The organism is Trichococcus ilyis (assembly GCF_900109135.1).
Taxonomy (GTDB): domain Bacteria; phylum Bacillota; class Bacilli; order Lactobacillales; family Aerococcaceae; genus Trichococcus; species Trichococcus ilyis.
Genome location: NZ_FNYT01000015.1, coordinates 1 through 12,887 on the forward strand (window position 1 = coordinate 1; position 12,887 = coordinate 12,887).

The 12,887-nt window shown below is 47.3% G+C and carries 9 protein-coding genes; 2 read left to right on the forward strand and 7 right to left on the reverse strand.

Annotation, left to right across the window (positions count from 1 at the left end; genetic code table 11):
* The first annotated feature begins 409 nt into the window (after positions 1-409).
* Complete coding sequence (locus tag BMX58_RS08310) at positions 410-1,180, forward strand: DUF1189 family protein (protein ID WP_068623878.1); 771 nt, start codon at positions 410-412, stop codon at positions 1,178-1,180.
* Between the two features lie 105 nt (positions 1,181-1,285).
* On the opposite strand, the gene BMX58_RS08315 is transcribed toward BMX58_RS08310, so the two are convergent.
* Positions 1,286-2,602 (reverse strand): DEAD/DEAH box helicase, encoded by a 1,317-nt coding sequence (locus BMX58_RS08315; RefSeq protein ID WP_239420584.1) that lies wholly within the window; start codon positions 2,600-2,602, stop codon positions 1,286-1,288.
* Between the two features lie 264 nt (positions 2,603-2,866).
* Here BMX58_RS08315 and zwf point away from each other — a divergent pair, with 264 nt between their 5' ends.
* Complete coding sequence (zwf, locus tag BMX58_RS08320; RefSeq protein WP_068623874.1) at positions 2,867-4,387, forward strand: glucose-6-phosphate dehydrogenase; 1,521 nt, start codon at positions 2,867-2,869, stop codon at positions 4,385-4,387.
* A gap of 172 nt (positions 4,388-4,559) precedes the next feature.
* Here the strand turns inward: zwf and BMX58_RS08325 are convergent, their stop codons facing one another.
* The 6 genes from BMX58_RS08325 to adhE all read right to left on the reverse strand — a co-directional run bounded on the left by BMX58_RS08325 (position 4,560) and on the right by adhE (position 12,672).
* Entirely contained in the window at positions 4,560-5,522 is a 963-nt protein-coding gene (locus BMX58_RS08325) for a DHH family phosphoesterase (protein WP_093088826.1), read from the reverse strand.
* 11 nt (positions 5,523-5,533) lie between these two features.
* On the reverse strand, positions 5,534-6,856 hold the full coding sequence (locus tag BMX58_RS08330) for a DRTGG domain-containing protein (protein ID WP_068623872.1): 1,323 nt from the start codon (positions 6,854-6,856) through the stop codon (positions 5,534-5,536).
* A 299-nt stretch (positions 6,857-7,155) separates the two neighbouring features.
* Positions 7,156-7,977 (reverse strand): ZIP family metal transporter, encoded by an 822-nt coding sequence (locus BMX58_RS08340; RefSeq protein ID WP_068623868.1) that lies wholly within the window; start codon positions 7,975-7,977, stop codon positions 7,156-7,158.
* 44 nt (positions 7,978-8,021) lie between these two features.
* The gene (dinB, locus tag BMX58_RS08345; protein WP_068623866.1) at positions 8,022-9,152 is read right to left on the reverse strand and encodes a DNA polymerase IV; all 1,131 of its coding nucleotides are present in this window, start codon (positions 9,150-9,152) and stop codon (positions 8,022-8,024) included.
* A 25-nt stretch (positions 9,153-9,177) separates the two neighbouring features.
* The gene (locus BMX58_RS08350; RefSeq protein WP_068623863.1) at positions 9,178-9,822 is read right to left on the reverse strand and encodes a metal-dependent transcriptional regulator; all 645 of its coding nucleotides are present in this window, start codon (positions 9,820-9,822) and stop codon (positions 9,178-9,180) included.
* 246 nt (positions 9,823-10,068) lie between these two features.
* Entirely contained in the window at positions 10,069-12,672 is a 2,604-nt protein-coding gene (adhE, locus tag BMX58_RS08355) for a bifunctional acetaldehyde-CoA/alcohol dehydrogenase (RefSeq protein ID WP_068623861.1), read from the reverse strand.
* Positions 12,673-12,887: the final 215 nt, after the last annotated feature.

The window sequence follows — 12,887 nt, forward strand, 5'->3', positions numbered from 1 at the left end:
CCAGACTGTGGCCGAGCTCGAAGCCACAGTCTCACGCCTCTCAGAAGGTGCATTGAGCAAAACCAACAGCTTTGAAGATGAAGGAATCCCGTTCTAACCGAAAAAAGCAGCAGAACATTGTCCACAATAAAATATCTTTTAGGGGTGGAATTTACTCTTGCGAAAAAACGCAGAATCTTCACCTTCGGTTTGTCATGCCCAAAAACAGACCGAATTCGATACATTGATCACTCTAAAATATACAAATTGACCTTTTTGACATTCATTTTTTGTCTATTTCTCTTTTCATCGGCTCGAGTGCGGAATTTAGTTTTGCAAACTGGAATTTACTATTGCAACTAACCCAATTAATGATTGCTAAATCAATCCATTTTAGATAGACTGGATAAGTATTCAGAAGAAAGCGGTGATGACAATCCCAATCGTCAGTTTGATCAAAGACAGTTTTATGGAACCGAAAAAATTGCTGCTTGCCGGCGCTATAAAAAAAGGATCCGCCTTTTTGCTTTTCTTCCTGCTTTCGTTTGCCATCAGCGTCCCGATTTTTATCGAAGGATACGCAACGTTGCAGAAGTTTTCGGCGGACGCGGGGGCAGTAGCCGATAAAATACCCGCATTCACGATCGCAGATGGGGAACTGTTTCCGGAAAACGTCGCGGAAAAAGGCTTCCTGCACAAAACCGACACCGTTATGTTGGCTTTCGACAGTCAGGGAGTTTACACCCAACGTGAAGTCGAAAAAGAAATGACTTCGCCTGACCTGATCATGAGCCTTGTGTTCTCAAAGGATGCTTTCACCCTTTACGCCCAAGACGTCCCCTTCAGGTTGCCTTATCGGCAAGCGGAGTCAGTAACGGACGAATCGTTCAAAAAATTGCTGCGCAATTTTTCTAGCGATCATCTTTTCTCCGGCATGATCATGTTTGTGTTCAGCCTTTTGATTGCTTTGTTGAGTTTGCTTTTGACGCTGCTGATCAGCGCCCTGTTCTCCCACGCAATCGCTGGCTTTATGGGGAAAAAAGCCCCATTTCCGGCAATTTTCAGGATGGCAATGGTAGCCTCGACAGTTCCGGTGCTTTTTTTCAGCCTGCTGAACGGTTTCAGTCTCTATCCTGCTATCCAAGACGAAGCAATCGCCCTTATCGGTATTTTCTATATCCAAAAAGCCCTGAAAGATTAGCGTACAAGGCTAGGCCTTTCGACGGAGTTTGCTACCTGCCCAAAAAAGAGACCGCAGCAGATGATCTAAAGATCATCTTGCTGCGGTCTCTTAGTTTTGCATTGGTTACCCGTTTTTGCGGGTTTTGTTCGCTCTTTTTTTGCGTTTCTGTTGGCTGGCGATGTCTTCTTTCAGTCTGCGTTTGTAGCCAGGCTTCACTTTTTTCTTCGCCTTGTTCACCATGCCGCGGATCCGGTGATCCGGTTCCAATGGACTGGGAGCGCTTCTCAGTTCACGGCGTTTTCGCTCATAGGTTTCAACCAACTGATCTTTTTCGATAGCGACCGGCTTGAAAACAACCCCGTATTTCTCAAGTTCATCGATGGCTTTCTCTTCACCCGGCGCGTACAGAGTGATCGCAGTCCCTTTCAGGTTGCTGCGTCCCGTTCTGCCCGTACGGTGTACGAAGAATTCCATATCCTTCGGCAATTCATAATTGATGACGTGCGAAACGCCTTCGATATCGATACCGCGTGCCGCCAAATCGGTGGCCACCATGAATTGATACTCCAGATTATGGACTCTTCGCATAATGCGTTTGCGTTCGCGGGCAGGCACGTCGCCGTGCAGTACTGCAGGCTGGATGCCGCGTTGTCTCAATCCGTCCGCGATTTCCTCGACATTTTGTTTCGTATTGGCAAAAATCAAGGCCAAATAAGGCTCGCCCATCGTCAATACTTGATACAGCACATCAATTTTGGCTTGCCCTTTTGTGGACAGCAACAGATTATCGATTGCGGGTGCAATGATATGTTCCGGTTTCAGCTGAACGACAACAGGATTATCGACATATTTTTTCAGGAAATGCTTCAATTTTTCCGGAATTGTGGCGGAAAACACCAGCATCTGGAGATTCTCAGGCAAACGGCCGGCGATCTGGTCGACATCAAACAGGAAGCCCAAATCCAAAGTCATGTCCGCTTCATCAATGACCATTTTTGAAGCGGTGTGGACCTTAAGCGCCTGCTCATTGATCAGATCCAGGATCCTGCCGGGAGTCCCGATCACGATATGCGGCTGGTTGTTGACCAATTTTGCGATTTGGCGCTTTTTGTCGGTGCCGCCTACGTAATTGACGATACGGATTTCCTCGGGGGCATGCGAAACCAGTTGAATGGCTGTCTGGTAAAGTTGCTCGGCCAGTTCACGGCTTGGGGAAGTGATGACAACCTGCACTTCGTTTTTTGATGGATCGATGCCATCAATCAAAGGCAGCAAGAAGCTATGGCTTTTCCCTGTTCCTGTCTGCGATTGGCCGACTACGCTCTTGCCTGTCCGGATGATCGGAATGATTTGTTTTTGGATATCGGTCGGTTCTTTGAAATTCAATTCGCTGACTGCTTCCAGCAAAAATAGCTTCAATTGAAAGTCTTTAAATTCCACGTTTTCACCTCTTGTTTTTCTTCTGCGAATTTTCTGCCTTCCCATTATAACACATGCACAAAATTTAAACCTTAATTTCAAATAAGAAAGTGAAACAACAGCACATAAATTTAACAGCAATATACTTACGCAACCAGACTATCCAATTCAAAAAAACAGCCTGGCGCTAAAAATCTGATTCTTTCTTTCATTGCCAACGGTAAATGATAATAGTATAATGATATAATGAATGAAATCTCATCATAATAAAAAGGGGGGCATGTAATGATTACCCAAAATACTGCTCTGTTCACTATTTTTGGAGCAACTGGTGATTTGGCTCACCGTAAACTGTATCCGTCATTATTTCGCTTATACAAAAAAGGATTCATCAAAGATAATTTTGCCGTTATCGGAACGGCGAGACGAGAGTGGTCCGATGAACATTTCCGCAGCGTCGTGCTGGATTCCATCAAGGGCCTTACAGAAGACAAGGATGATGCTGCCGCCTTCGCATCCCACTTCTACTACATTTCCCATAATGTCAATGACTCAGAGCATTATATCAAGCTGAAAGATTTGTCTGAAACGTTGGATGCGAAATATACGCTTTCCGGCAACCGCATCTTCTATTTGGCCATGTCCCCGGAGTTCTTCGGCATCATTGCCGAAAAGCTGAAGGAACAAAAATTGATCACGGAAAATGGTTTCAACCGTTTAATCATCGAAAAACCTTTCGGGCGAGATTTCGAGTCTGCGGATGCCTTGAACACAAAGCTGCGTAAATCATTCGATGAAAGTCAAATTTTCCGCATCGACCATTATTTGGGCAAGGAAATGGTGCAAAACATTTCTGCGGTGCGCTTTTCAAATATGATTTTCGAATCGCTTTGGAACAACAAATACATCGACAACGTCCAAATCACGCTATCCGAAACTGTCGGCGTTGAGGATCGCGGCGCTTATTACGACAACAATGGGGCTTTGCGCGATATGGTGCAAAACCATATCCTTCAGATTGTCGCTTTGCTGGTCATGGAACCGCCGTTGTCCTTGCAAGGAGAAGATGTCCGTTCCGAGAAAATAAAGGCGTTGCGTTCCCTGCGGCTCTACGATTCAGCTGAAGAGGTCAACCGCAACTTCATCCGGGCACAATACGCCGGAAACCCAGCCGAAGGTTTGCAGGCTTATCGGGCTGAACCGAACGTCGATCCAGCTTCTTCGACCGAGACTTTCGTTGCCGGAAAAATCTTAGTGGATAATTTCCGTTGGAAAGGCGTTCCTTTCTACATCCGTACCGGCAAGCAGATGGCTTCCAAAGAGACCTACATCCATATCCAGTTCAAACACGTTTCCATGAACATCTTCCCTACGGAAGGCGTCGACGAAATCGCTGAACCGAATGTGCTGACGATTCACGTTTCTCCACTGGAAGGATTTTCATTGCGCCTGAACGCCAAACGGGTCGGGCAAGGAACCGAAATGAAGAATATCCGGATGCACCACATCTACGATGAGGAAACGCAAGCAAACAGCCCCGAAGCCTATGAGCGCCTGTTGCTGGACTGCCTGAACGGCGATCCGACTAATTTCTCCCATTGGGATGAAGTCGCGCAGTCTTGGCATTTCGTTGATAAAATCCGCAAAGTTTGGGATGCCCAGGAAGATTGCTCGGATAGCCTTTTCGCCTACGAAAGCCACTCGATGGGGCCTAAAGAAAGTGATGCTTTGCTCGAGAAAGACGGATTCCATTGGACCGAGTTCAATTGGAGCCAAAGTTACAAACACAAGCAAGACAATGATTGATTGAATGAACGAGAGAGCGGGACAGAGCGCGTTTACGCACACTATGTTCGGATGCAGGAAAGAGGCCGGGATTTCTCCCCGGCCTCTTTTTTACATATATATCGGAAAAATGCGGCAAGCAACACCACGTTGTCGCTTGCCGCATTTTGGCCGGACCGATTGCCCGTGTCCGTCAGTGCGTGTTCTGCCATTCGATCGCCAACTCTTCCAGTTCCAAAATGATGTCATTGATTTCCGCTTCATCCTTGGCGTTCGCTCCGCTCGCCAACGGATGTCCGCCCCCGCCATGCCGTTTGGCGACTTCGTTGATGATCGGGCCTTTTGAACGCAGTCTGCACCGATAGGTACCGTTCGTTTGCTCCACAAAAATCCCCCAACAAAGCACACCCTCGACGGTGCCCGGCAAAGGAACCACCGGAGCAGTGTCGCTGTCGACCGCACCGAATTTCCCAAGAATTTCCTGGGAGAGGATGATGCTGGCGACGCCGACATCATTGATCGTCAGACTCTGGAGCACGAACCCGGACAGATTGGCCGTTTTCAAAGAATTCGTGTTCATCATTTGGCTGATGTCGGAAGCCGAAAAATCAAACCGCATCAGCTTGGAGGCTATTTCCATAGTTTCGGCAGTGGCGGCCGGATAGAGGAATCTGCCCGTATCGCCGACGATGCCGGCGTACAGCAATCGCGCCGCTGCATCGTTCATCGGCAGCCTGCCCCCTGCTGAAAAGGAAATTTTTGCGATGATTTCGCTGCAACTGCTTGCTTGCGTCTCCACAAGGCAAATGTCCCCGTACAGGTCTTCATTCGGGTGATGATCGATTTTGATCAAGTAATCGCCATTGCCGAAACGTTTGTCGCTGATCCTTGGCTGATTTGCGGTATCCGTTACAATCACCAACGCGCCCTCATAGATTTCGTCAGAAATGGTATCCATCCTGCCAAGGTAGGCAAGGCTGTCCACATCTTCTCCGACAACAAAAACCTTTTTCTCGGGATAAGCTTGCCTGATCAAGCTGGCGAGGCCATTCTGCGACCCCAAGGCATCCGGATCCGGGCGCAGGTGGCGATGGATGATGATGGTGCCGTAAGCTTGAATCTTGCTGATGATAGCTGCATAAATAGGATTTTCCACTTGCTTCCCTCCTAGGATTTTTCCATCAGTTGGCAAATGACGATTGCTTTGCTGACCAGTGAATTTTCCAAATAAACTTCGACATCCAATTTGGATGACCGTCTGCCCAACTCCAATATTTTAGACCGTATCTCGATGACGCTGTCTATCTGGATCATCTTCAATTGATAGATATCCATCTGTTCGATCACTGCATTCCGTTTCTGCAAAGTGTACAGAATTTTCTTGGTCGTACTCGCCAACACTTCGCTCAAAACGCCGAAGGACACTGTCCCGAGACTGTTCGTCATTTGCGGCGTAATCCGGAAGCGGTAAGCAGGCAAGTTGTCGCCTTCTTCCAAGCCCGTCAAGGATAAGTTCTCCACGACTTGGTCCTCGATCGTGTTGCCGACTTGAGGCTGACGCTGGGCCAGCTGCATTGCCTTCATGACATCCTGGCGTGAAATGATCCCAAGCAGCTGCAGATTGTCTTTCACTACCGGCATGACTTCCAAGCCGTCCCAGATCATCCGGTGCGCCACGCTCGCTACGCTCATATGCGTTTTTGCCACTATCGGATCGCGCGTCATGACCCGCTCAAGCGAAATCGTATCCGCTTTTCCCAGGATGTCCTTCGCGGTGATGATGCCCACAAGGCGCATATTGTGGTTCACGATCGGAAACCGGGAATGTGTGGTTACGGTGTTCAGGTTGCGGTATTGGAAAACCGTATCATCCAATGAGAGAAATTTCGTTTCCTCGATTGGAGTGTAGATGTCTTCCACCAACATAATTTCCTTTTTGATCAGTTGATCCGTCATTGCCCGGTTGATCATCGTCGCGACGGTAAAGGTGTCATAGGTCGTGCGCAAAATGGGCATTTCGACTTCATCCGCCAAACGGATAATCGTTTCGTCGGTATCGAATCCCCCCGTGATCAAGACCGCCGCACCCTTCTCCAACGCGAATTCCTGGATATCATTCCGGTTCCCCACAATCATGAGCGAGCCGGGTGAAATGTACCGCTCCATGGCTTCGCGTTGCATGGCGCCGATGATGAATTTGCTTAAAGTCTTATCCAGGCCTTTCTTCCCGCCCAAAATATCCCCATCGATGATTTTGCAGATCTGCCCGAAAGTCAGCGTTTCGATGTTCTCTTTCGACTTGCGTTCGATGCGGATGGTGCCCACACGCTCGATGGTTGAAACCAGTCCGATGTTCTCGGCATCTTTGATGGCCCGGTAGGCTGTCCCTTCGGACATGTTCAAATTTTTGGCGATAGTACGGACGGAAAGTTTTTCGCCTACCGGCATCGTTTCGATGTATTGAATGATCTGTTCGTGTTTTGTTGCCATAGTCTGCTCCCTTGCTTTCTGTTTACATCGGTAATCTAGAATCCTCTGACCGCATGATGAGAGCTAACCCATCGTCCGGATGCGCTATCAAATCATCCGGCTTTTGCTTGATCAGCGGAAAAGTATTGTATTGGATCGGCACAGCTGCCCGGGGTCCCAAGAACGCTGTATCATACAGTAACCATCGTATCATGAAACAGTTCATTAGTAAAACTGAATGAGCGCCAGGACAGGGATTTGCGACTTTTTTTATACAGGAAAAGGCCTTCCGCTGAGAAGGCCTTCCAACAGTTTGTCCGTCATCCCAAAGCAACATCAAGAACCATCATGACAGTGAAGCCGAACATCAGGCCCATTGTGGCAATATCACTGTTGCCGTTCGTTTGCGACTCCGGTATCAATTCTTCTACGACAACAAAAATCATGGCTCCGGCTGCAAATGCCAAAGCATAAGGCAAGATTGCGCTCATGGATATGACGGCAGCCGCTCCGATGACAGCAGCGACCGGCTCCACGATCGCTGACAGCTGTCCGTAATTGAACGCCTTCAGTCTGCTGTTCCCATCAGCCCGGATCGGCATGGATAAGGCTGATCCTTCAGGTATGTTCTGGATGCCGATACCGATCGCCAGACCGACGGCACTCAATAACGTATTGTCCTGGGACAGGCCTGCCGCGACCGCGCCAAAACCGACACCGACTGCTAAGCCTTCGGGAATGTTATGGATTGTGATCGCAAGGAACAACAACAGATTGCGCGATGCTTGCGTTTGCGGTCCTTCCCGGTTCTCCATCGGTTCCCCCAAGTGCAGATGGGGAACGATTTTATCGGTCATGCGCAGGAAGACACCCCCCAACAAAAAACCGATTGAGGCGGGTACCCATGCCCAGACGCCGTAGCCGTTCTCCTCGGCATGGGAAATGGACGGAGCCAACAGTGACCAGAATGAGGCCGCAATCATGACGCCTGCAGCAAAACCGCTCATGACATCAAGCACTTTTCGGTTGACGGACTTGAAGAAAAACACAAATGAAGCACCGACGATGGTGCAACCCCAAGTGAACAATCCCGCTATGAATGCTTGCATAACAGGATTTAACTGACTGAATGACTCTAACATGATCTTTATCTCCCCTTTTTCAATGAGTGAATGAATGATTTCTTCTACAGGTGCATCGTGTCCCACAATGGCAACTGAATGTTCTCGTAATGGATCGGATCAAGCTGGGTTATGGTGATCCCCAACAACCGCACCTGCCGCTCTATCGCGCCGTGATCGGACCACACTTCCCAGGCATGGCGGAAAATGTCCTCCGCCTTGGCAAAATGATCGACACGGGTCATCCTTCTTGTGATGGTTTCAAAATCGGCGTAGCGAATCTTTAAGACAAGTGTGCGCCCGTGCAACTTGTTGGTTCGGAGTGTTTGCTGAACGTCGAGAGCGATCCGCTTCAATTCCAACCGCACCTGCTCCTCATCACCCAAAAAACGAGGAAAGGTGTGCTCCTTCCCGATCGATTTCCTATCCCTCTCGGGCTCAACAGGCCGATTGTCAATCCCCCTGACCCGCTGATAAAGAACATAACCGTGCTTGCCGAATTGCGAAATCAATTTGCTCTGATCAAAGAGAAAAAGATCTTCTCCCGAATGGATGCCCAGCAGTTTCATTTTTTCCACCGTTTTCTTGCCTACCCCATAGAATTTTTCAATGGGCAAGGCATGCAAAAAGCAGACAGCGTCGTTTGGTGTGATCACCGTTAAGCCGGACGGTTTCTTGAAATCGGAAGCGATCTTAGCGATGAACTTATTGAAGGAAACGCCTGCCGAACAGGTCAGACCGGTTTCATGCCAGATCTCATGCTGGATTCTTCGGGCTATCACACTCGCACTGGGCAAATTCTGCTTATTTCTGGTGACGTCCAAGTAAGCCTCATCCAACGACAACGGCTCGATCAGATCCGTGTAACGGGCGAATATCTCCCTGATCTGGCGTGAAATTGCCTTGTAATGACCCATTCTCGGAGCGATGAAAACAGCTTCCGGGCAGAGTTCGAACGCTTTTTGCGCACTCATTGCCGAATGGATCCCAAATTCTCTGGCGGCGTAATTGGCCGTGGTCACAACTCCCTTGCGCCCCGTATCTTTAGGATGGTGGGCAATAACGATCGGTTTGCCCCGATGCTCCGGATGATCCCTTTCCTCAATCGAAGCGTAGAAGGCGTCCATATCCACATGAATAATTTTTCTGCTTCTGTCATTTTCGGGTTCCTTAAAGGTCAAGATCCCAATCTGCATACTTTCCTCCTTGCCTGATGCCGCCTCATTGCACATAGATTTTGCCGGCCGCTTTGAAGCTGATCTGGTAGGACTGGTGATCATGCGTCTCAAAGGTTAACGGACCTTCATAAGGCTCCACCTCCATCAACAGATAAGGAACGCTTAACTTCACTCCCTTGCCGAGCAGATACGCCAGAAATTCCTGATCGTCATCGACTTCCCTGATGACAAAGCGGCTTCCGGCTTCGAGTTCGATCAGCGGTCTGCTGTCGGAAACTTCGATCCGCCCATCTTTGTCGGGTATCACACCCCCATGCGGATCATATTTAGGAAAACCTAAATAGGCATCCAGGCTGTCGATCAATTTGTCTGAGGAAACATGCTCCAGCAGCTCTGCCTCATCGTGCACCTCATCCCAGTTGAAATCCAACTTTTCCGAGAGGAACACTTCCCAGAGGCGATGTTTGCGGATCAGCTTATTCGCGACCAATTGGCCTTTTTCCGTAATCTGCACCCCTTGATAAGGGATGTGGCTGATCAGACCGTCCTTGAGCAGTTTTGCGGACATTTCGGTCACGGAAGCGGCAGATACGGACAAAGCCTGCCCAATCTGCTTGTTATTGACAAGCTGTTTATCGCCACCCAATTCCATGATGGCTTTCAGATAATCTTCCTTTTGCGGGGTCATGAGCTCCCTCCCTTTTTAGGTTAACCTAAACTATAATTCACATTATACAGCACGCCCATTCGATTGCAAACCTAAAAGCTGCAATAATCCTTTCATTCTTGATTGTAACCTCTCGCCAAAAAGAAACGAAAGGTCAGTTGACGACAAAATGACCAAGAATTTTATGCACGATGGCTGACCGGGCCCAAGTTGTCAGAAACCGCAAAAAAAAGCCGGGAGCGCGTCCCGGCTTTTCTTTATCTACAATTAACCTTTGTAGGCTGCGTAGATGATTTCTTTCAATTCTGAGATTAATGGTTGTTTAGGGTTAGCAGTTGTACATTGGTCTTCGAATGCCAATTCAGCTAATTTGTCTGCATCGCGTTCAAGCATTTCTTCAGTGATTCCTTGATCGCGGAAGTTCATCTTGATGCCGATGTCTTGTCCTAATTTAGTGATTTCTGTCGCCAAAGCTTCGACCAATTCTGCAGTCGTGTTGCCTTTGAAGCCCAGGTAGCGAGCGATTTCAGCGTAGTCTTCATCTGCACGGAAGTACTCGTATTTAGCCCACAACGCATGTTTTTGCGGATCGATCGCATTGTAGCGGATGATGTGCGGCAACAGGATAGCGTTCGTACGGCCGTGGATCAGATCCCATTGACCGCCGATTTTGTGTGCGATCGAGTGGGAAATACCCAGGAATGCATTCGCGAAGGCCATACCAGCCATAGTAGAAGCATTGTGCATTTTTTCGCGTGATTCTTGGTCGCCGTAATTGTATGAATTTCTCAAGTTTTCGAATACCAATTTGATTGCTTGTAAACTCAAACCTTTAGTGTAGTCGTTTGCCAATACGGAAACAAAAGATTCGATGGCATGCGTCAATACGTCCATACCAGTATCTGCAGTTACAGATTTAGGAACACTGTATACGAATTGTGGATCCACGATGGCAATATCCGGAGTCAATGCGTAATCAGCCAATGGGTATTTGATGTGTGTTTCGCTGTCTGTGATAACCGCGAATGGCGTTACTTCCGAACCAGTACCTGATGTAGTCGGGATGCAGACAAGTTTCGCTTTTTCCATATCCTTGATCTTGTAAGTACGTTTGCGGATATCCAAGAATTTTTGTTTAGCGCCGAAGAAGTCGCTTTCTGGGTGCTCATAGAACAACCACATAGCCTTGGCAGCATCCATAGGAGAACCCCCGCCGATTGCGATGATTGTATCCGGTTTGAAGTCGCGCATTTTTTCAGTACCACGATTTACAGTGTTTGTTGTCGGGTTAGGTTCAACATCCGAGAAGATGGCGTAAGATACTTTGTTGTTGCGTTGTTTCAATTGTTCGATGACTACATCCACATAGCCGAATTTGACCATGCCGTCGTCGCAGACGATGAAGACTCTTTCGACATCTTTCATGTCACGTAAGTATCTAACTGAATTTTCTTCGAAGTAAACCTTCTCTGGCAATTTAATCCACTGCATATTATTTCTCCTTTTAGCAACAGTTTTCACGTTCAATAAATCTAATGCAGAAACGTTATGAGAAACAGAGTTTCTGCCGTAAGATCCGCAACCCAAAGTTAATGAAGCGATATTATTGTTGTATAGGTCACCGATACCAGCTTGAGAAGATGGAGAGTTGATAAGAACGCGGCAAGCTTTCATTTCTTTTCCGAATCGCTCGATCAAGTCATTGCGGCGAGTATGCAGTGCAGCCGAGTGACCTAAGCCACCCAAATCAAGCATTTGTTTGCACATTTGGATACCATGCTCTGTACTGTCTGATTTCATCATAGCCAATACTGGAGATAATTTCTCTCTTGACATTGGGTATTCTGCTCCGACGCCCGGTAATTCAGCGATCAACAATTTAGTGTTTGCAGGAACGTTCAACCCAGCCATTTCAGCAATTTTACGAGCGTGCATACCGACAACATTCGGTCTCACGCCAGTTTTGGTATCATTCATTACGACGTCTTCCAATTGTTGGATTTCTTCAGGTTTAGCGAAGTATACGTTGTGCAGTTGGAATTCTTTTTTGACTTCATCGTAGATTTCGCTGTCGACGATTGCGGCTTGTTCTGAAGCACAGATCATACCGTTGTCGAATGTTTTGGAAACGATGATGTCGTTTACAGCACGTTTGATGTTTGCTGATTTTTCGATGTAAGCTGGAACGTTACCAGGTCCAACGCCTAATGCTGGTTTACCTGTAGAATAAGCAGCTTTAACCATTGCAGCTCCACCTGTAGCCAATACGACAGCAACTTCCGGATGGTTGATCAATTCTGCTGTTTTTTCCATTGATACGCCTTCTACCCATTGGATGCAGTCAGCCGGTGCGCCCGCTTTGATTGCAGCGTCGTAAACGACTTGTGCAGTTGCAGCTGAACATTTTTCTGCGCTTGGGTGGAAAGAGAAGATGATCGGGTTTCTTGTTTTCATACAGATCATCGCTTTGAAGATTGTTGTCGAAGTTGGGTTGGTTGTCGGGATGATACCGGCAACAACACCTACAGGAGCGGCAACTTTCATAATTTGATCAACTTTATTGTCTTCGATGATGCCTACTGTTTTATTTTTTCTGATTGAGTGCCAAATGTTTTCAGCGGCATACATGTTTTTGATACATTTATCTTCGTAAACGCCACGGCCAGTTTCTTCAACTGCCATTTTTGCAAGTGGCATATGTTGCTCCATTGCAGCTAATGCCATTTCGTGGACGATGTGGTCGACTTGTTCTTGGGTATAATCTTCAAACAGAGTCAAAGCTTTTTGGGCTTTTGCAGTGTAGTTGCTGATTTCTTCTTTTGCAGTCATCATGGGTTTTTGCTCCTCTAAAACTACTTTTTCTTTACTCATGTGAGATCCTCCTAAAAATATATGTTATCCTTTTCACATGCTTATTATATTTCATGGAATTTCGTTTGTAAAGCGAGGAAATGTGATTTTTTTCACTTTATCTCAGCATTGCTTCTGTAAGCGCGTTCACAAGGAGTCGTCTATACCATATGTTTTCACAAATAATTTCTGGAACTAACTGATTTCCCGCCGTTTCGATTGTGAAATTTTTATCA

What these genes read in the sequence shown, in the direction of transcription:
- dinB (WP_068623866.1), bottom strand. Translation starts at nt 9,152, where the DNA reads ATGCAGATTGGGATCTTGACCTTTAAGGAACCCGAAAATGACAGAAGC.
- BMX58_RS08340 (WP_068623868.1), bottom strand. Translation starts at nt 7,977, where the DNA reads ATGTTAGAGTCATTCAGTCAGTTAAATCCTGTTATGCAAGCATTCATA.
- BMX58_RS08330 (WP_068623872.1), bottom strand. Translation starts at nt 6,856, where the DNA reads ATGGCAACAAAACACGAACAGATCATTCAATACATCGAAACGATGCCG.
- zwf (WP_068623874.1), top strand. Translation starts at nt 2,867, where the DNA reads ATGATTACCCAAAATACTGCTCTGTTCACTATTTTTGGAGCAACTGGT.
- BMX58_RS08310 (WP_068623878.1), top strand. Translation starts at nt 410, where the DNA reads ATGACAATCCCAATCGTCAGTTTGATCAAAGACAGTTTTATGGAACCG.
- BMX58_RS08350 (WP_068623863.1), bottom strand. Translation starts at nt 9,822, where the DNA reads ATGACCCCGCAAAAGGAAGATTATCTGAAAGCCATCATGGAATTGGGT.
- adhE (WP_068623861.1), bottom strand. Translation starts at nt 12,672, where the DNA reads ATGAGTAAAGAAAAAGTAGTTTTAGAGGAGCAAAAACCCATGATGACT.